This window comes from Streptomyces sp. NPDC031379 (genome assembly GCF_055569615.1).
On the sequence record NZ_JBVIIT010000016.1, the window covers coordinates 94,636 to 114,349 of the forward strand.

Below are 19,714 nucleotides of genomic sequence, written 5' to 3' on the forward strand. Positions count from 1 at the left end.
ATCGTCGTCGCTTCGCTGGGGTGGGAGGCTGGTGGTGGTCCCCCACCTCCCCCCCCCCCCCCCCCTCCCACCCCCCCCCCCCCCCCCCCCCCCCCCCCCGCCGCCCTGTTCGGTGACCTTCTGGCCAGGGATCGTGCGGGCGGTGCTGACGAGGGCGTCCTTGATCCGGCTGCCGGTCCAGTCGGGGTGGCGCTGTGCGACGAGTGCCGCGGCGCCCGCCACATGGGGGGTGGCCATGGAGGTTCCGGAGAAGCCGACGTAGTACTGGTCCACCACGTCGCCCTGTGTGGTGCCCGAGGCGCGGGCGGCCACGATGCCGACGCCGGGAGCGGTCACGTCCGGCTTCACGGCGCCGTCGCCGAGCCGGGGGCCCCGGCTGGAGAATCCGGCCGTCACGTCGGCGCGGTCCACCGCGCCCACCGTCAGCGCCGAGTCGGCCGCGCCGGGTGAACCGATGGTGGAGTTCCCCTGCGCGCCGCTGTTGCCGGCGGCGACGACGAACAACGTGGGGCTGGTGCGCGAGAGTTCGTCGACGGCCTGGCTCATCGCGTCGGTGCCGTCGCTCGGGACGTCCGAGCCGAGGCTCATGTTGACGACCTTGGCGCCCTGGGCCACGGCCCATTCCATTCCGGCGATGATCTGGGACGCGGAGCCGCTGCCGTCGTCGCCGAGCACCTTGCCGACCAGCAGATCCGCCCCCGGGGCCACGCCCTTGCGGGCGCCGCCGGAGGCCGCGCCGCTGCCGCCGACGATGGACGCGACGTGGGTGCCGTGCCCGAAGGTGTCTCCGGCGGTCGGACTGTCCGAGAAGTTCGCCGTCCTGGCGATCCGTCCGGTCAGGTCCGGATGCGTCTGGTCCACGCCTGTGTCGAGGACGGCGACCTTGACTCCCTCGCCGTGATCGCCCTGCTGCCACACGGCCGGGGCGCCGATCTGGGCGGTGCTGCGGTCGAGGTCGGCGCTGACCCGGGCGTCGAGCCACACACGGGGCACCTCGGAGTCCGTGGAAGACCTCGACTCGGCCTTCCGGGGCCGCAGTTCGGTCCACAGACGGCTCAGATCGCCCTTGTCGACGCGCAGGGCCTCGGCGTCGATGCTGGTCAGTTCCCGGGCGGGAGCGCCCTGTTCAGCGAGCGCGGTGATGCGACGCGCTCTCGAGGCCGCCGCCCTGCCGGATGTGCCCACGATCAGGGGCAGCGTTGCGGTGTGGGCGTCGTCGTACCTCTGCGAGACGAGAGCGGTGACGTCGAACAGCGCCCGGTCCAGGCGGCCGTGGGTCACGAGGGGGGCGGCATCGGCGGGCAGGACCGTGAGGTGCCCGTCCTGTTCGAAGGTGTGGAAGACGACGTCGGCGCGTCCGGGGCCGGGGTGTACGGCGGCCGTCTGCCGCCCGTCCGGGCCCCTCGCCACGCTCACGCTGTCGCCCGTGATCAGGCGGACGGTCGCCCGCTCGCCCGCGTTCCCGGGCGCCGCCGGGGCGAGCGACGGGCCCGGGGGATCCGCGAGCGAGGGGGTGGCCGCCGCGGCGGCCAGTGCGAGACCTGCTGTGAAGGTCGCCAACAAACGGACGTGTCTCATCGGAACCATGCCTCCCCCGGCGTGCTGCGTGCCGTTCATCTGCGCGACAGAATCCGACGGCCGTGAGGCACGTGTCACTCGATCCCCGTGGCACAGCTGGGACATGTCGCAACAGCGACAGAGGGCATGGGCAACCCGTGGCGGGTCCGGCCATCGGAAGACAGGTCACCGGAAGGCCACCGAAAGACATCAGTCACCGCCTTGACTGGTGACGCATACGACTGCCATGATTACGTCACCACCCCAACCGGTGACACGGCGAGTGTCCTGGTCAGGAGGTGACGACAACCTTTCGATGCAGATGGGGAGCACCAGTCATGGCAGTCAGCTACACCGCCGTTGTCGACGTCGACGGAGAGGGCCGGAACGGCGGTCACGTCCGCTCCGCCGATGGTCTGCTCGAGACCGGCCTCGCCCTCCCCAAGGAACTCGGCGGTGCCGGCACCGCGACCAACCCCGAGCAGCTCCTGGCCGCCGGCTGGGCCGCCTGCTTCCTCGGCGCCCTCCGTCGCGCCGCCACCCTCCGCAAGGTCCGGCTGACGAGCACCACCATCACCGCCGAGATCACGCTCACCCACGGCGACGACGGAGAGTTCACCCTCTCCGCGGTCCTCAGCCCCGTGCTCGGCGGCGTGGACCAGGCAACCGCCGAGGAACTCGCGCACGCCGCCCACCAGATCTGCCCGTACTCCAAGGCCACGCGCGACAACATCCCCGTCACCATCAACGCCGCCGCCGCCTGACCCCCTGACCCCCTGACCGCGGGTCCCGTGCCCCCTCGACGCCCCCCCGCACGGGACCCGCCCCCCCGGGCCACATCCGCACCGCCTACCGAACAGCGAGGGCACGACATGGCCTCCACGACGCACACACTTCTACGGACGGTCACACACCGTCGTCCCGCCCCCGACCGAGTCCTTGCCGTCTCCGGCGAGCAGCCGGTCCGACGCCCGGGAAGCTCCACGGAGCGGGCATGGCCCGACGACACACAGGTGTGGAACTGGGCGGAGAGCGTGGTGCTGTCCGGATACGGCCCGGCAGCCTCCAGCTTCCTGTGACGGCCGGCGGGAGCGCCCGCGCGAGAGGTCACGACAATGGCCCTCGAGGACCGGCGACCGCGCTACGACGTGAACGTCAGTGGCGCCCGGCGGGACGCGGGAGGGCTCCCCCGACGGCGGTGGCCATCGCGCTCTCACCCGCGGCGTTGGGGTGCACCGGCGCCGCCGGCGTCTCGGGGGCGAAGGTCTCGATCCACCGCTCGCCGGTCGGTTTGCAGAGGTCGTGTCCGACGGTGGGCGTGTACGTGTTCACATACCGCGCCCCGCTGCGCCGCGCCTGGCGGGCCAGCATCGCGTTGAGCGCCTTCTCCTCGTCACGGAGCCAGGCGAAGTCCCCCGCGGCCAGCGGCACGCTCTTGCTGGTGCAGCCGACACCGTCCTCGGGGAAGAGGTCGGGGTAGCCGACCACGACGACCCGGGCGTGCGGCGCGCGGTGATGGATGCCGCGCAGCACCTGCGCGGCCTTCGGCGCGGTCCGGGCGATCGCGTCCGAGATCTCGTCCGCGCCGGTGCCCGTGTAACGGGTCCGGCACGGGCTACCCGCCGGGTCGGTGCCCATCAGCTGGACGCAGGTGCCCAGCACGGTCGAGAAGCCGATGTCGTTGCCACCGATGGTGACGGTGACCAGGTCCGTTCCTCGGCCCAGGGCGTCGAACTGGGCCGGAACGCCGTCGGCTTGCGGGGCCGTCAGGTCGGCGGTGGTGGCCCCCGAACAGGTGACGTCCGTCAGCATCGCGCCGCGCGCTCGCGCCACCAGCGAGGGGTAGTTCCGGTCGGAGCGCCGGCAGGTCGCGTCGACCTGGGTGGGCACGAGCGGCGCGGAGGCGTAGGAGTCGCCGAGAGCGACGTAATCCGCCTTGTGCCGGCCTTCCGTGGCCGTGCTCGTCGCGGCCGTACCGGCCGGGGCGAGGGCCGCCCCGGCGCAGAGCAGCGCGGCACCCACCGCGAGAGCACGTCCCGCGCGGGAGGTGGGAAACAGTCTCCTCAAGATCTGTCCTTTCGTGTTCGGCCGAGTGACGGCCGGCGTCCGGACACGGGCCGGCGACACATCTGTGTGAGGCCGACGCGTCCAACACTCACACGTATTCGAAGGCCGTCAGGTGCGCGGACGGCGGTCACGAATTGATCACCGATGGCGGGCCGGGGCAGCGGGACATGTCCCGGCCGGTGAGCCGGACGGCCCGAGGCACGTCACGGCCGGCGAACCGGACGGCTTAAGGCCTCGGGTCGCGGCCCGGCCAGGACGCACCGTCAGGTGACTGATGCGGGACCTGCCGGCCGCGGACGACAGTGAAGGCGGACCGGGCGACCGCCGGCACGGAGGCACGTGTCCGGCCCGTCCGCCCTCATGGAGGCACCGCCGACGGCTCGCTCCAGGGCGGCGCACACATCACCGCCCACACACCGCCCACAGACCCACCACCACATCCGAACCGAAAGCGAGATCACAGCCATGGACATGAAGCTCGAAGTCGTCATACTTCCCGTCTCCGACGTGGACCGCGCCAAGGGCTTCTACGTGGAGCGGCTGGGCTGGCGTCTCGACGCCGACTTCCCGATCAACGACGGCTACCGGATCGTGCAGGTGACGCCGCCCGGCTCCGAGTGCTCGATCATCTTCGGGCAGGGCCTCACCGAGCAGCCGGCGGGCACGCTGCACGGCCTCCAGCTGACCGTCACCGACATCGTCAAGGCCCAGGAGGAGCTGACCGGTCGCGGTGTGGAGGTCTCCGGCCCGTTCCGCGACGAGACCGGCGCCTTCCACCACGCCGGTGACTCCCACCGGGTTCCGGGCCCGCACCCGGAGCGAGCCAGCTACGGCACCTTCGCCGCCTTCAAGGACCCCGACGGCAACGAGTGGTTCCTCCAGGAGGTCACCCAGCGCGCGCCCGGCCGCTGAGACCCGGTCCCGGCGCGGCCGACCTCCCCACCGCGCCGGGACCGCCCCCTCCCCGGGACCCCACCACACCCATCCGACCGGCACGCATCCACCGGAGGACACATGCCGACCGAGAACATCCGGACCTACGACGTCATCGTGATCGGCGCGGGCCCGGTCGGCGAGAACGTCGCGGACCGCACCACCGCGGCGGGCCTGAGCACCGTGATCGTCGAGAGCGAACTGGCCGGTGGTGAGTGCTCGTACTGGGCCTGCGAACCCAGCAAGGCACTGCTGCGCCCCGCCCTGCTCCGCGCGGACGCCGTGCACGTTCCGGGGCTCGACCCCGCCGTGAAGAACCCGCTGGACACCGAGGCCGTCCTGGCGCACCGCGATCGCATGTCCGCCGACTGGAAGGACGACGGCCAGGTCGAATGGATCAAGTCGGCCGGCATCGACCTGCTGCGCGGCCACGGACGCCTGGAAGGGGTTCGTGAGGTGTCGGTGGAGACACCCGACGGCGACCGCGTCCACCTGCGGGCCCGGCACGCGGTCGCCGTGTGCACCGGCAGCCGCGCGGCCCTGCCCGACCTGCCCGGGATCGAGACCCTGCGGCCCTGGACCAGCCGGGAGGCGACCAGCGCCCAGCGGCCGCCGCGGCACCTCGTGATCGTGGGCGCCGGTGTGGTGGGTGTCGAGATGGCCACCGCCTGGCAGGCCCTGGGCAGCCGGGTGACCCTGCTCGCCCGCGAGGACGGGTTGCTTCCGCGCATGGAGCCCTTCGCGGGCGAACTGGTCACCGAGCGTCTGCGGGAGGCCGGCGCGGACGTACGGTTCGAGGTCTCGGTCGTCGCCGCTCGGCGGGTGCGCGACGGCGAGGTCCGGATCACTTTGTCGGACGGCGATGAACTCACCGCCGACGAGGTCCTCTTCGCCACCGGCCGCGCTCCGCGCTCCGCGGACATCGGGCTCGCCGCCGTGGGGCTCACCCCTGGCGACTGGCTCACCACCGACGACAGCCTGACCGTCATCGCCGTCCCCGGGAACTGGCTGTACGCCGTGGGCGACGTCAACCGCCGGGCGCTCTTCACCCATCAGGGCAAGTACCAGGCCCGCATCGCCGGAGCCGTGATCGCCGCCCGGGCCCGGCGCGAGGAACTCGACACCGGCCGCTGGGCCCCGCACAGCAGCACGGCGGACGCCGAGGCCGTCCCCGGCGTCGTCTTCACCGACCCCGAGGTCGCCTCCGTGGGCCTGACGGTGCGTCAGGCCCAGCGGGCCGGCCGTGCCGTCGACGTCGTGGACCGCGAGATCGGCCACCTCGCGGGTGCCCTCCAGTACCGCCCCGACTACCGGGGCAGGGCCCGGATCCTCATCGACCGGGACCGCCGGGTCGTCGTCGGCGCCACCTTCGCCGGACCGGGCGTCGCCGAGCTGCTGTACTCGGCCACCGTCGCCATCACCGCGGAGGTGCCCGTGGAGCGCCTGTGGCATGCCGTACCCGCATTCCCCACCATCAGCGAGGTGTGGCTGCGCCTGCTGGAGGAGTGGAGGGACTCATGACCACCGCACGGGACCTCGCGCTCGTCGCCCTGGGGCTGCCGCCCGACCAGCCCGTGGAGCAGGGTGACCTGTCCCTCGCGCTTGCGGGGGCCGAGGCGATCGATCTGCTGGAGAGCGGGGCGCTGACCCTGGACGGCGACCGCATGGTCCCCGGCGCGCGGGTGGCGACGGGTGACCGTCTGCTGGACCAGGCGGTCGCCTCGGTCACCCGGCAGGGGCCGGACGAGACGGTAGAGGACTGGCTGTGGCGCCGCGGACGCGAACTCGCCTCGACCTATGCCGACGACCTGGAGCGGGCCGGGCTCCTGGCCCACCCCCGGCACCATGGCTTCCTCCTGCGGTCCGGGCGGACCGTGCCCGCGGACTCGCCGGAGCGCGCCCGTGCCGAGGAACGCCGGGGGTCCGGTGAGCCGGTCCTCGGCGCACTGATGGCAGCCGCGGGAATCGGGGCCGACCTGTCGCAAGCCCTCGAGAGCCCCACCGGGGACGCGGTCACGACGGTGCTCGCCGCCGTAGGCGACGCGGTGACGCGGCTGGAGGCGCTGCGGCTGCGGCGGGACATCGAGAACGCCGCGTTCGACAACATGTGGCGGGGGTAGGGGGCTTCGTCCGGATCAGCCCGGGTCCCCCAGGGCCGGCCGGTGCCCGGGTCGTCAGAGGCGGGGTCGCCACACATGTGAGCGAACGGAGCGGACGTCGCCGCCGCGTTGACGCAAGGGCACCTGCTGTCGGCACGGACCGCGCACGGCACTCCGCCGGTTGATCGACCGCCGGCTTGCCGGACGCGGGTGACAGCCCGGGTGAACCTTTCGGCCCCGCCCGTTCGTGGACATAGGGAGAACGGAGGAGACCCGGGGCGGCGCGCGCCCGCCGGCGTCGTCGTGAGGAGAAGGTGCGCTTGTGAAGTCGGTGTCGGGCTCCCCGGCCGGACCCGCGGGGTCCGGCCCCGCGGCGCCGGATGCACTGCTGCGCGGCGCCCGTCCTGCCGCACCGCCCGAAGGTGCCTCACCCGTCCCGCGTGGCGGACCCCGCCGCACCGGGCACCTACCGGTGTCCGGCGGTGGGACCATGGCCAGCGGGACGAGTGGACGAGTGTCAGCCGGCGTCGGCCGCCGCGGCCGAGCCGGGCTTCACGAGGGTGTACATGACGGAACGCTGCTGCTTGTGGCGCCGGATGCGGCCCTTGGCGACCAGCGCCTCCAGGGTGTTGCGCACCACCTGCGGCGTGGGGTCGCGGTCCGGGTGCTTCTCCATCAGCTCGTCCCGCAGCTCCTTCGCCAGGCGCGGCTCGTTGTGGTGGGCGAGCAGATCCGCCAGCAGGTCACCGAGCAGAGGGCCACGCGACTTCCCCTTCGCGCCGCCCTTCGCCGTCCTGCCCTTCGGAGCGGTCCTGACCGACGCCGAACGCCGCGAAGCAGCTCCGGAGGCAGGTTTCGCCTTCGCGATGACGGGCTCGTCCTGCATCTGCTCGGGCAGACGTGACGCGTCCGCGAAGCCCTCGTACCGCTCGGCGAGGTTCAGGATGTCCGCCAGGAGGGCCTCCTCCTGCTTCAACACCCTGATCCTCTCCTCCAGCTCCTGCTGTCGCCGGCGGTTCTCCTCCAGGTCCGACGCGGCTTGTTCCACGTACCGCGACCGGAGCGTGGCGGCTGATTGGCTGGTCACAACCGTTCACTCCCTCGATATGGATGACGTTGCGCATGGTACCCACGCCGAGGGCACCGTGCAGATAAGTGTCGACGCCAGACGGTCCATCGGGCATGTTCACTCTTCACGATAGGCGCCGATGCGCCCGCGCATGTAGCAAGTACAGGCTTTTTGCCGCGGCTGCCGGCGCGTGACGACCACCCGCACGACGTTCCCTGCGAACAGACTGCCCGGTGCATGTGTCCTCGAACCGCCCGTGACGACGGGGGCAGCCGGGTGTCACCTCGTCGCACGTTCGCGGGCGGTCAGGGCCGCCTCCTTGGCCGAACCGCGGTGCACGGGACCGTGGCCGGGCAGGACGGTGTCGGCGTCGATCCCCTCGAACGCCGCCAGGGAGTCGAGGGCCCGGGCGCGCTCGGTGTGGAACATGTCGGGCAGCAGTTGCGGCCCACTGATCCGCGATGTGGGGTGCGCGGTCACCAGGGCGTCACCGCTGATCAGGATGCCGCTGTCGGGCAGGTGATAGGCGCAGTGTCCGTCGGTGTGCCCGGGTGTGTGCACGGGAGTGGGGGCACCGGGCAGGTCCAGGGTTCCCGGCGTGGGGAAGGCCCGCGGCTCGCGGACCGGAACATGGGCGGTTCCGCCGGAGCGCAGGGCGTGCACGGCCCACGGAAGCACGCCGGGCCGCCATGCCTGGGCGAGCACCTGTCCGACGGAGACCTGGTCGAGGAAGTCCCTGCGGGCGTGCGGCACCTCGTCCCGGTGCATGAGGACGGGTACGTCGTGAGGCCAGAACGGCGTCGCGGTCGCCGGGATAGCCGGTGTCGATCAGGGTGCAGCTGTCGCCGTCCGTGACGATCACCCAGTTGGTGTTGCTGCCGGACACCGCGTAGACATTGCTCTCGACGCGGACGATGTCGTCGTCGCGCAGAACTCTCGGCATGGCCGATCCGATCCTCTCCTCGGGGCGGACCCCGCGGGGCCCCTGGCGTCGTACGAGGGACCCTTCGTCAACCGTGCCGGCGGACGGCGTCGTCGTGACACCGCCCGCCGTGGGTCCCGGACGTGTCAGCGACCGTTGCCGGGGAGGTCGGCCGGGGTGGCTCCGGGCGGGCCCAGGATGATGTCACCGAACTCCTCGGTGACGGCCTGGAACAGACCCATGTCCCACTCCGTCTCGGTGGTGGCCAGGTGCGCGGGCGTGCCGGTGCGGCTGATGAGTTCCGCGAACCGGGCGGGAGAGGTGATGGCGAGGGTGCGTGCGCCGTCGTCGCCCGCCTTGATGGTGTGCGGTGTGTTCATCTTGATGGCGTAGAAGTCCCCGGAGCGCAGGGTGAAGGTGTCCGGTCCCGCCCAGACCGTCAGGGAGCCGGAGACGACCCAGATGCGCTCCTCGTAGCCGGTGTGCAGGTGCAGCGGGGTGCCGGCGCCCGGGGGCAGGGTGACGTCGGACACGTCGTGGCGGCCCTCGGTCTCGTCCGCCGAGGTGAGGACGGACAGGCGCAGGTGCTGGCCGAGGACGAACCGGCGGTCCTGGGCAACCGGCGGCGGAGAGGGGAAGTCGGTCATACGTGTGACTCCTGGGAACGCGAGGAGGGAGGATCGGGAAGGGGACAGGCAGGGAGGGAAGGGACGCGACGCGCGGCGGGAAGCCGGCGGTAGCCCTTCCCTTTCGTCGGAAACCCCGGGGCGCAGGATAGCAGCGTATGCACATGTTGGTCTGGGTATGTGTCATATGTTCGCTCTCGGGCACACACGACCGTCCGCGGGCGGGGCGGGTCGTCAGGAGTCGCACACGGCATCGCACACGGCGTCCCCCAACGCCATGACGGCGTCGCGCAGCTCCGCCGGCAGGGGAGTGTGCGGGGATACGGGCCGGGCACCGGGGCGGCCCCACAACGGCCCCTGCGGCCGCGCCCGCGTCGTGTCCGGGGCTGTCGCGGCCTCCTGCGTGCCGGACCCCCACGCGCCCACCGTGCCTTGGGCCCTGACCCGTGCCGAGTCGCGGACCGGGGAGGGGCCGGCCGCCACCACCCGGGCCACCTGGACCAGGCGGCGCCAGCACACGGACGGTGCCTCGCGGATCGCCTCGGGCAGGAGCGGTTCGTCCTCGCTCACGCCTTCCACGGCCGCCGGCAGACGGAAGTTCGCGGCGATCAGCACGGCGGTGACGCGGGCCGCGACCTCGGCGCGGGCCGTCGTCAGAGCCTCCATGACGCTGTCGCTCAGCTGCGGGGCGGCCATCTCGCGAAACTGTCCGCCGACGAAACGGATCCCCGCCGGGCGGCCGTCGGCACCCACGGTGACCTCCACCGCGCCGTCCTTGGAGGGCGCCGTCACCGACAGCGCCCGCATCTGCTCCCGGGCCCTGTTCAGCACACCGTACTGCTCGGCGAAGTCAGCAAGGACCTTCTCCAGACGGCTCCCCGGTGGCCTGTCCATCGTCCTCCTCTCAGACACATGATGGACACGAGACGACGGCGCACTTGGTTCACATGCCGGGGAAGCGGAAACGTCGTTCACCGGTCCGCGGCCAGTGCAGGAGGGCATCTCCGGCACAGGTGCGCCAGGTATGTTCACGTCGGACGGCGCCGGTGCACGCGAGAGGTTTGTCGCGCCGGGCCGCGGCCCCCGTCTTGGAGGACACTTGTTCAGCATCACCGTACGTGATCACATGATGGTCGCCCACAGCTTCCGGGGCGAGGTCTTCGGGCCCGCCCAGCGGCTGCACGGCGCGACGTTCGTCGTGGACGCGACGTTCCGGCGCCCCGACCTGGACGACGACAACATCGTCGTCGACATCGGTCTCGCCACCACGGAACTCGGCAAGGTGGTCGGCGCGCTCAACTACCGCAACCTCGACGACGAGGAGCAGTTCCACCAGATCAACACCTCGACGGAGTACCTGGCCAAGGTGATCGCCGACCGCCTGGTCGAGCGGATCCACGCGGGGGCGCTGGGGGAGGGCGCCCGGGGGATCCGCGAGGTGGCCGTGACGCTGCACGAGTCGCACATCGCGTGGGCCGCCTACGAGCGGCGCGTGTGACCGACGCGTGTGGAGGCGCGTGTGACCGACGCGCGAAGGCCCGCGCCGCCGAGTGGACCGGCGGCGCGGGCTCGAGGGTGCTCAGCCGCGCACCATGACCGGGGGAGTGTTGTACCCCTCGACCCGCAGCTTCGGCCGGCCGGAGGCCAGGGCGGCGGCCGGCCAGGACAGCGTGATCGTGCGCGTCTCACCGGGCAGCAGCCACAGGTAGTTGTCGTCGTAGAGCGTGGGGAGCACCCGGCCGCCGTCCTCGGCGTCCAGCAGGGAGAGCCGGACCATGGCGGCGACCATGGACCCCCGGTTGCGGACGGTGGCGGTCGCCTCACGGCGGTCCCCTGCGCGCGACACCTGCGAGAGGGAGGCCGACAGCCTGGCCTGCTGGACCTGGTCGAGGGCCCGCAGGGCCTCGGGGGTGCGGCACCGCCAGTAGGTGTTGCGGGACAGCACCTGCCCCCGGTCGTCCGTGAGCGTCAGCCGTAGCAGGTGCAGGTCCGGCAGATGGTCCGCGGGCGCCGCGGTGAACGCCACCGCGGAGTCGGCGGGGTCCACGTCGACGCGGGCCTGCTCGGTGGCTGCGATCCGGCGGCCGGACAGGTCGTACGTCTCGGCGGTGACCGTCGCGCGCTTGAGCGCCCCGCGGGTGTGGTTGACCGCGATGACCTGCCACTTCACCGGGTCGGCCTGGACGTGCAGGGGCTCACACGCGCTGCGGCAGCCGAAGTAGGCGCCGTTGACGTCGAAGTCGTAGTCGTAGGTCTGCCAGACGGTGCTGTGCCAGGCCGGGTGGGACATCCACAGCATCAACCCGCTGGCGTTGTCCCACAGGTTGGCGTTCCAGGCCTCGAACATGGCGCGGAAGTTCTCGTAGTTGACGAACTGCGCCTTGCGTGTGAAGTCGTCCAGATCGCGGGCCGTGCCGAGGCGGGTCTCGACGGCGGCCTTGTAGTTCTGCGGAGCCTGGTTCCCGCGCTCGCTCCAGTCATGGTGGTACCAGGCGCCGCCGATCGGCCACTCCGGTCCGTCGCCGCCCAGCATGGCGCGGGTGCTCGCGGCGGTGGAGACGACGGGCATGCCGATCTCGGTGTGGAAACCGAAGTCCTTGCTGCCGTACGTCGACGGGTCGAAGTACCGCTCCGGCTCGACCCATCCGTAGGGGCCGCCGCCCGTGACGACGCCCCCGGCCGAGTTGTTCTGGTAGAGGATCCCCGGTGCCCGGCTCTCCACCGCCGCGCGCATGCCCTGGTCGACCGCGGCGGGCGGGTTGCCCTCGTTGGCACCGCACCACACCGCCACGCTCGGGTGGATGCGGTAGCGCAGCACGGTGTCGCGGGCCACGGAGAGGAACGCCTCGTGGTCCGGCGGGTCCATGCTCCAGGCGTTGGGGAAGTCGTTCCACACCAGGATGCCGTGCGCGTCGCAGGCGGCGTAGAACTCCTCGCGGTTGCTGCTGCCGACCCAGTTGCGGATCATCGTGAAGTTCATGGCGCGGTGCATCCGCACCGCCGCGTCCATCCGCTCGGCGGGCATACGGCGCAGCAGTTCGTCCCAGCCCCAGTTGCCGCCGCGCACCAGCACCCGGACGCCGTTGACGCTGATCTTCAGCGGGTCGGGGGTGTTGGAGACGGTCGTGACGTCGCTCCAGGCGGAGCCGTCGTCGGAGACCTGGATGGTGTACGTCTTCGGGTAGGCCTGCTCCCACACGACGGCCACGCGGTCGAAGCGCCGGGCGGAGCCGAGGTCGACCTGGATCCACTGCCGGTCCTCGTAGGCGGAGGACCAGCGGGTGCCGGGGTTGCCGTCGGTGGCGTGGCCGGCCGGGTGGCCGTCCTCCTCGGTGGAGGCCGTGGCCCGTTGGTGCAGGGCCAGGTCGGTACCCGGCCTGGAGCTGTCGACGACCGCCAGGGACCACAGGGAGTTGCCCCAGCTGGTGTTGCGGATGCCGCAGGACAGGCGGACGTAACGGGCGGTGCGGGCCTCGAAGTCGGTCACCCGCAGGCTGGCGTCGCCGCTGTTGAAGGGCAGCGGGACGGCCGTGTTGTCCACGGACGCGGCGTCCGTCCACTGCTCGCCGTCCTCGGAGACCTGCACCACGAAGGTCTGCGCGTAAGCCTGTTCCCACACCAGGTCGACCCGGTCGAAGGACTGCACGGAGCCGAGGTCGACGCGGATCCACTGGTCGTCGAGGAAGGCGGAGGACCAGCGGGTGCCCGGATCGCCGTCGGTGACGTTGGCAGGCCCGTGGCCGTCCTCGTCGGAGCTGGAGGCCGCGGCCGGGGCGTGCAGGGCGAGGTCGACGCCGGGCCGGGCGCTGTCGAGGACGGACAGCGTCCACAGCGAACTGCCCCAGCCGGTGGCCCGGGTCAGACAGCGGACGCGGACGTGCCGGGCGCGCCGGGCACCGAGCTGGACGGTCTGGGTACAGGCGTCGGAGGAGGGCGTGAACTTCAGCGGGGTGTCGTACGCGTAGCCGAACTGCCGTATGCCGAAGCGGGTGGTGCGCCGGTCGCTCTCGGTGGTGCCGGTCCGGGCGACCAGGGTGAGGTCGTGCAGCGTGGGCTCGCCCAGGCCGTTGGGCCACCACAGCTGGGGGTCGCGCACCCGCAGGACGCCGAACGCGTCGGGGGAGAAGACGATGTCGACCGACTCGCCGGCCGGGACGGTGACCGTGCGGGAGACACGTACGTCGCCGAAGGAGGCGGAGACGGTGGCGTCGTGGTCGGCGGAGTCGGCGTTGCGCACCGGCACGGTCACGGTCAGCTCGGCCACCGACAGGTCCGGCAGCGCGGGCAGCACGGTGTCCACGCGCGGGTCGCCGATGACGATGTGGCCGGTCGATCTCAGCCGTACGTGGTTCCAGATACCGGCCCCGCGGTCACGGACGGCCGGCATCCAGTCCCAGCCCGAGGAGGCCAGGTACGTCGGTGAGTTGAGGTTCATCGTGTTGGCGCCCGCGTCCACCCAGGCCTCGCCCGCGGGGCCCTTGTCGCCGGGGCTGCCGGGCACCGGCATGGGGGAGATCCGCACGGCGAGGGCGTTGCTGCCGCCCGGGCCGGCCAGCAGGCCGGTGACGTCGTGGGCGGAGCGGGCGAAGGGGAACGTCACCTCGCCCGCCGAGCGGCCGTTGAGCCAGATCTCGGCCTTGTGGTTGACGCCGTCGAACTCCAGCCAGACGTGCCGTCCCGCGCCGGTGCGCAGGCCGCGGGGCAGGCCGAACTCCCGCCGGTACCACCAGGAGTGCCGGGACAGTGCCTCCGGGACCCGCAGGTTGTTCAGTCCCGCGACCGGATCGGGCAGCTTGCCCTGGTCGACGAGGGAGGCCAGCACGGTGCCGGGGACGGCCGCGGGCAGCCAGCGGCTGGTGTCCACGCCGGCCCTCGACAGCGCCGCGCCGTCGCCGTCCGCCCAGTCGTCCAGGGTGAGCGTCCAGCCCGACTCCAGCGGCACCGTGCCGTCGGCGGCCACGGTGAGCCGGGGCGCGTCGCCGTGGTGCGTGCCCCAGTCGGTCCAGCCGGTGGCCCTCGGGCGGTGGCCCGGGGCGGTGCCGTACACCTCGAAGCCGTTGAGGCCGAGGGGGTTGGGGCTGGAGCGCCTGCGGGACGTCATCCGCACCCAGCGGGCCGTGACCGGCTTGGCCACCGGGATGTCCACGACGCCGCCGGTGCCGGCGGTGGCGCGGTAGACGCTGGTCCAGGAGTCGCGGTCGCGGGAGGTCTCGACCACGAACTCGGTCGCGTAGCTGGAGAGGATCTCCTTGCCGGTGGTCCCCTGCGCGGGGTTGCCGCCGGCCGGCGGCGTGAACACCGGGTCGCTCGCGTCGGCCTCGAAGGTCAGCCGGATCCGGTCGACCCGGCAGTCCGCCTCGAGGTCGACCTCGATCCACTGCGGGTCGCCCGCCTCGGCACGCCATCCGGTACCGCGCACGCCCTGCGAGCGGATCGCGTCCACCACGAAGTCGGCGGGGGCGGGCGCGTAGGCCTGCGAGGAGGCCCGGACCGGGCGGTAGGCGGCGATCTCGACCGGCGTGGAGAGCCCGTCGGGTGACTCGGCCGCGGTCCCGGTGCGTACGGCGGCGCCGGCGGCGGACGGGAACATCGTGCCGAGACCGAACCCGGCCAGCAGTGTCGAGCCGGTGACGACGACGGCGCGCCGGGAAGGGCGTTGCGATGGACTCGGCTGATCGGCCATGAGTGAGTCGTCCTATCACAGGGGTGGGTCGGATGCGGTGCGTGTTGCCGGGTACGGAACCGGATCCCGCGGTCTGACAACGTTGCCATAGGCTGTTGCGGCGGACAGTTCCCTGTCAAGGCCTGTGACGCCGGGTGAACGGGGAGGCGGGCCGAGAGGGCGCCGCGAGCATCCCCGCCCGGAGGTGGGCGGGTGTGGCCCCGCTGTCGGGCCACGATGCCCCGCGCTCACACGTGTGACCATCGGCCCCTGGCTCATGCCGGACGAAGGGACATCGGGTCGCTCACGCGGCGAGCCCGCCGCGGTGTGCTGCCGTGGCGGGCTCGGGCGCAGGGATCGCACGGGTCCGGCCGGGTGGGCCGGGCCGGGTTCGGGGCCTACTGGAAGTCACAGCCCGGCTCGGGGGCGTCCTCCGACAGCGGCGCGCCGTGCGGCAGGACGTACAGCACGTCGAGGACGACGTCGGTCCTGCCGAGGTTGCGGCCGATGTGCACATGGTCGGCGCCGGACGGTTCCGTGAGACTGCTGCCGGCGTGGTAGACGCCGTCGGGGGCGCAGTCGGAGTCGAAGTGGCTCAGGGTGCCGTGCTCGACGAATCCGTGGAGAGTTCCGTCGTGGTAGTGCCAGCCCGTGCTCTGGCCCGGGGGAATGGTGATCCGCCGGAGGATGTGGTCCTTCCCGCCGAACGTGGTCCGGGTGATGATCGTGCCCGTCACACCCGGACCGGCCGGGGTGGCGAACGCGGCGTTGGTACCGAGGGAGAGACCGACGGCCGCGGCCGCGGTCACCCCCAGGCGCAGCAGGTTCTTGCGCATGTGGGTCAAACCTTTCAGGTGGATCTCCGGCGCGCAGGCAGGGGCTTGGGGGATCCGGGCCGGGCCGGCGCACTGTCTCGCCGGAACCGGCGTTCATGACCGGCGCTGTCGGCGCTGTCGGCGCTGTCCGCACTGGTGGCACTGACGGCACTGATGGCCCTGGGGGTCCGCACCGCGCCGCGCGCATCGTGTGTCGAGCAGACAGTGCCACACACGTGACTGGGGTGGCCCGGGCCCGCGCACTCTCCACGCGATTGCTCCACGACAATCACATGTGTTTTTCTGGAACGGTCCCGCCGTACGGCGCGTCAAGGCGGCTCGACGCACGTGACTTACAACTCACACCGCGCATTTGTTTCGGTGTCGCACAAAGCGGCAAGCGTGGTGCGAAGTGGAAAAACGCCTGGTGAGAAGGGGTTCTCCGGCCCGTCCCGGAGGGCGTCCGCGCACATGTTCCTGTCGGGCCGGGACGCGGCACTGCGGCGACACAAATGCAGCAGTTTTCTGGCACTTGCCGCTGCCTACAGTGCGAATGCGGGGGTTGCATCCGGCCTCCGGTCGCCGCACGACAGAGAACCAGGATGGTTCAGAACACTATGGCTACGCCCCTCACGGCAATGTCCCGGTCCGACCTGCTCGGCACGATCATGAGGGAACACCGGGACGGCCTTGTCTCGTACGCCGAGAAGATGCTGGGTGACCACGGACTCGCCGAGGACATCGTCCAGGAGGCCGTCATCCGGGCCTGGCGGAACATCGACCGCCTGCTCGGGATGGAGGGATCCGTCCGAGGCTGGCTCTTCACCGTGACCCGGCATCTGGTCATCGACTGGGTGCGCAAGCCCCACGCCCGAAGGGAAGTCGTCGGAGACACCTACAACGACCCCGTGTCGGGTAGCGACGTCACCGAGTCGGTGCACGACGCCCTGGTGGTCAGGCCGCTCCTGCGCCGGCTGTCTCCCGAACACCGGGCCGTGCTGGTCCACATATACCTGTGTGACCGCACCATCCAGGAGACCGCAGGCATCCTCGGAGTGCCGGCCGGCACGGTCAAGAGCCGTCAGCACAACGCCCTGCGCAAGCTGCGCGCCGTCGTACAGCCGGAGGCGGCCTAGACATCGTCCTGCTGCGCCGCCTCTGACATCGTGCCGCGCCCCGGGCGGACTCGCCGGCGCCCGGAGCGCCCGGGCCGCCGTTGTGGGTGCTCGGGGCGGGGATCACGGGTGCGGGGGTGGGCGCGCGGCTCGGTCTGCCCTCCGCCGCCGCCCGGCATGTCGACGCGGCGCAGGTTCCGAGAGCCGTGGAGACCTGCCGGCGCCGACGAGTTGACGCTCACGTCGTTGATCCACGACTTCCCGGCAGGCCCCCGGAATCCCCTGCGAGGCGACCGCTACCGGGTCGTGACGCACATCTCCAGCGCCGAGGTCAGCTGCCGCCGGAAGGCCTCGCCTCTCGGGTAGTGACCGAGCGAGCGGGCGAGTTCGGGCAGCAGGTACTGCTCGGCGACGATCCACTCGGCGGCTTCCGGGCGTCCGTCGAACTGCTGCGGGCGGACACCCGGCCGCGGCGGCGGCAGGATCACGGTGCTGCGGTGCGGTGCGAGCAACGCCGTGGCGGCCTCGGCGCTGTACAGATAGTGCTCGACCATCCGGGCAAGTGCTTCGGACCGCACGCTCGGCGAATCCAGGAGCGAGCTGAGTTCCGCCGCGTAGGTGCGCAGCAGTTCGTGACAGGTGTACCGCCCGGCGACCAGCTCGACCAGCAGGTGGTGGTCCATCAGCTCGGCCACGTCCTGCCGGGTCCTGCGCAGATCGGTGCCGGCCAGGCTGGCAGCGGCCGGCAGGGTGATGTCCCGGGAGGGGTGCAGGCCGAGCAGCCGGAACAGTCTCGCGGCGCTGCTGCCCAGAGCGTCGTAGGAGCGGTGGAAGGCGTCGCGGGTGTTCGTACGGGCGTCGCGGCTGGACAGGGCGTCGAGGCTGTCGGCGGCGTCCTGCAGCCTGGCCGTGAGCGAGGCCAGCGGGAACCGAGGCTGCGTCAGGGCACGGGCACCGGCGACGGCCAGGGCCAGCGGCAGTCCGCCGCACAGCTCCACCATCTCCTCCGCGGCGGCGCGCTCGGCACGTGTCCGGTCCGTGCCCAGCCGCCGGTCGAGCAGTTCGAGACCCTCCTGCCGGGTCATGGGGTCGAGTGTGACGATCCGGGCGTTGTCGGTGACGGCGAGGCCCTCGAGGCGCCGCCGGCTCGTGACGATCGCGAGGCATCCCGGTGTCGCGGGCAGGAGCGGCCGCACCTGTTCACAGTCCACCGCGTCGTCCAGGACGAGCAGCAGCCGGCGCCCGGCCAGGGCACTGCGGTAGGCGGAGCCGAGAGCGGCGGCACTCGGATACGACCGGTTGTTCTCCACGCCGAGCGCGTCGAGGACCTCGGCGATGGCCGCGCCCGGCTCCAGGGGGGCCTGGGACGGGTGGTGACCCTGCAGGTCCACATAGATCTGGCCGTCGGGGAAGTGGTCGGCCACCATGTGGCCCCAGTGCACGGCCAGCGTCGTCTTGCCGACGCCCGCCATGCCGCAGATGGCCGCGGTCATCGTGGGCGGCCGGCTCTCTCCCTCCAGCGGAAGCAGTTGCAGGCACTGGCCCAGCGCCTGCTGACGGCCGGCGAAGGACACGCAGTCCGCGGGCAACTGGGCGGGTCTGTCGGCGGCCACGGGCTGCTGTGCCGGATGGTCCGTACTGTCGGTGCTGTCGGCGGTCCTGCGCTGGAGCAGGTGCTGCTGGGCGGCGCGCAGCTCGGGCCCGGGCTCGACGCCCAGTTCCTCGGCCAGCCCTCGGCGGATGCGCTCGAACTGCTTCAGGGCCTCGGCCTGCCGGCCGCTGGCGGCCAGCGCGGCGATGATCCGGCAGTGCAGGGCCTCGTCGAAAGGGTGGCATTCCACGGCACGTCGCAGCACCGTCAGCACTTCTTCGGTCAGGTCGGGCGCCGCAGTGAGAACGGCGTCGGCCGCCTCCTTCACCGTCGCGACGAACTCGTGCCCCACCGACGTGAACACCGGATGCCGGGCCACATGGGTGCCGGCGGCGACGGCCGGACCGCGCCACAGTCGCAACGCCTCCATGAAGTCCTGTGCGGCCTGCGCGGGGGCGCCGCCTTTGAGCGCGAGTTGCGCCTGCGCGCGCAGGTCACGGAAGTGCAGCAGATCCGAGGTCGAGGTGTCGACCAGGAGGCGGTACCCGTCGGCGGCGCGGACCAGGTGTGCCGCGTGCGTCCTGCTGCGAAGCTCGGGTTCGAGTGTTCTGCGCAGTGCGCCGATGTGCCGGTGCACCACATTGACGGCGCTGGCCGGCGGCTCGTCGTCCCACAGGATGTCCACCGCTTCGCTCAGCGTGAGCGGGCCGGGGGCGCGCAGCAGCAGCAGGGCGAGCAGGGCCAGTCTCTTGGGGGGACCCAGGTCGATCTCGGTGTCACCACGCAACACCCGCACGGTGCCGAGGATTGAGTAGCGCACTGTCGCGTCCATCTCGCCGCTGGCCTCGCCATTCTCACGTCGTGCCGTTGGTCGCCCGTCCGATCGGGTCACCGCTCCGGTCCGGGACGAGGCCGTCCGCTCCCAAGGAACGTCCCGGCATGCCTGAAGGTGTGTCAGACATGTCGTGGCCCTCGGCGCTTCGGACACGGCACGCCGGGTAAGTGGACTCCATGGTCCAATTAGTCCGACTGTACTACAGGGCATGCTGTCCGGACACTTCGTCTGTCACGGGGTGCGGCGGGGGCCGCACGGCAAGCATCGCAGTCGGTGACCGCCGGGCGTATCAGTCTGTCGACTTGCCGTACTCACCCCTACCGGATCTTCGATGCGTCAGATGACGGTCGAGGTGCGTATGTCGACCCGCCGACCGTGGGCGGTCGTTGGGTGCGATCGATCCTCGGGTGTGGCTGACCGGCA

At 72.0% G+C, this 19,714-nt stretch carries 14 protein-coding genes and 1 pseudogene; 6 read left to right on the forward strand and 9 right to left on the reverse strand.

Annotated elements, in window-relative coordinates:
* The coding region (locus ACZ5CW_RS23295; RefSeq protein WP_468604284.1) for a S8 family peptidase at nt 1–1,578 on the reverse strand (1,578 nt) is incomplete at its 3' end.
* A gap of 317 nt (nt 1,579–1,895) precedes the next feature.
* Here ACZ5CW_RS23295 and ACZ5CW_RS23300 point away from each other — a divergent pair.
* The gene (locus ACZ5CW_RS23300) at nt 1,896–2,321 is read left to right on the forward strand and encodes an Ohr family peroxiredoxin (RefSeq protein WP_468604286.1); all 426 of its coding nucleotides are present in this window, start codon (nt 1,896–1,898) and stop codon (nt 2,319–2,321) included.
* A gap of 391 nt (nt 2,322–2,712) precedes the next feature.
* Here ACZ5CW_RS23300 and ACZ5CW_RS23305 read toward each other — a convergent pair whose 3' ends face one another.
* Nucleotides 2,713–3,624, reverse strand: a complete 912-nt coding sequence (locus tag ACZ5CW_RS23305; RefSeq protein ID WP_468604288.1) for an SGNH/GDSL hydrolase family protein — start codon at nt 3,622–3,624, stop codon at nt 2,713–2,715.
* 465 nt (nt 3,625–4,089) lie between these two features.
* Here ACZ5CW_RS23305 and ACZ5CW_RS23310 point away from each other — a divergent pair, with 465 nt between their 5' ends.
* The 3 genes from ACZ5CW_RS23310 to ACZ5CW_RS23320 all read left to right on the forward strand — a co-directional run bounded on the left by ACZ5CW_RS23310 (nt 4,090) and on the right by ACZ5CW_RS23320 (nt 6,677).
* The gene (locus ACZ5CW_RS23310) at nt 4,090–4,536 is read left to right on the forward strand and encodes a VOC family protein (RefSeq protein WP_468604290.1); all 447 of its coding nucleotides are present in this window, start codon (nt 4,090–4,092) and stop codon (nt 4,534–4,536) included.
* A 102-nt stretch (nt 4,537–4,638) separates the two neighbouring features.
* Complete coding sequence (locus tag ACZ5CW_RS23315; protein ID WP_468604293.1) at nt 4,639–6,078, forward strand: dihydrolipoyl dehydrogenase family protein; 1,440 nt, start codon at nt 4,639–4,641, stop codon at nt 6,076–6,078.
* The gene (locus ACZ5CW_RS23320; RefSeq protein ID WP_468604295.1) at nt 6,075–6,677 is read left to right on the forward strand and encodes a GPP34 family phosphoprotein; all 603 of its coding nucleotides are present in this window, start codon (nt 6,075–6,077) and stop codon (nt 6,675–6,677) included. Before ACZ5CW_RS23315 ends, ACZ5CW_RS23320 begins: the two co-directional genes overlap by 4 nt.
* Nucleotides 6,678–7,173: 496 nt before the next feature.
* Here ACZ5CW_RS23320 and ACZ5CW_RS23325 read toward each other — a convergent pair whose 3' ends face one another.
* From ACZ5CW_RS23325 to ACZ5CW_RS23340, 4 genes and pseudogenes are all read right to left on the reverse strand, one after another.
* Nucleotides 7,174–7,743, reverse strand: coding sequence for a hypothetical protein (locus tag ACZ5CW_RS23325; protein ID WP_468604297.1), 570 nt, complete (start codon nt 7,741–7,743; stop codon nt 7,174–7,176).
* A gap of 261 nt (nt 7,744–8,004) precedes the next feature.
* Nucleotides 8,005–8,668 (reverse strand): annotated as a pseudogene (locus tag ACZ5CW_RS23330) (MBL fold metallo-hydrolase).
* A 125-nt stretch (nt 8,669–8,793) separates the two neighbouring features.
* Nucleotides 8,794–9,294, reverse strand: coding sequence for a cupin domain-containing protein (locus ACZ5CW_RS23335; RefSeq protein ID WP_468604299.1), 501 nt, complete (start codon nt 9,292–9,294; stop codon nt 8,794–8,796).
* Nucleotides 9,295–9,507: 213 nt separating this feature from the next.
* Nucleotides 9,508–10,167, reverse strand: coding sequence for a YbaB/EbfC family nucleoid-associated protein (locus tag ACZ5CW_RS23340; protein WP_468604301.1), 660 nt, complete (start codon nt 10,165–10,167; stop codon nt 9,508–9,510).
* Between the two features lie 205 nt (nt 10,168–10,372).
* Between ACZ5CW_RS23340 and ACZ5CW_RS23345 the strand changes: the two genes are divergently transcribed.
* Nucleotides 10,373–10,771 (forward strand): 6-pyruvoyl trahydropterin synthase family protein, encoded by a 399-nt coding sequence (locus ACZ5CW_RS23345; RefSeq protein ID WP_468604303.1) that lies wholly within the window; start codon nt 10,373–10,375, stop codon nt 10,769–10,771.
* Nucleotides 10,772–10,852: 81 nt separating this feature from the next.
* On the opposite strand, the gene ACZ5CW_RS23350 is transcribed toward ACZ5CW_RS23345, so the two are convergent.
* Together ACZ5CW_RS23350 and ACZ5CW_RS23355 are read right to left on the reverse strand one after the other, a co-directional pair.
* A complete protein-coding gene (locus ACZ5CW_RS23350) occupies nt 10,853–14,956 on the reverse strand; it encodes a discoidin domain-containing protein (protein WP_468604305.1) in 4,104 nt (1,367 codons plus the stop codon).
* 377 nt (nt 14,957–15,333) lie between these two features.
* Nucleotides 15,334–15,771, reverse strand: coding sequence for a cupin domain-containing protein (locus tag ACZ5CW_RS23355; RefSeq protein WP_468604307.1), 438 nt, complete (start codon nt 15,769–15,771; stop codon nt 15,334–15,336).
* 617 nt (nt 15,772–16,388) lie between these two features.
* Here ACZ5CW_RS23355 and ACZ5CW_RS23360 point away from each other — a divergent pair.
* Nucleotides 16,389–16,886, forward strand: coding sequence for a sigma-70 family RNA polymerase sigma factor (locus ACZ5CW_RS23360; protein ID WP_468604309.1), 498 nt, complete (start codon nt 16,389–16,391; stop codon nt 16,884–16,886).
* Nucleotides 16,887–17,161: 275 nt separating this feature from the next.
* Here the strand turns inward: ACZ5CW_RS23360 and ACZ5CW_RS23365 are convergent, their stop codons facing one another.
* Nucleotides 17,162–19,276 (reverse strand): AfsR/SARP family transcriptional regulator, encoded by a 2,115-nt coding sequence (locus ACZ5CW_RS23365; RefSeq protein ID WP_468604311.1) that lies wholly within the window; start codon nt 19,274–19,276, stop codon nt 17,162–17,164.
* Between the last annotated feature and the right edge of the window lie 438 nt (nt 19,277–19,714).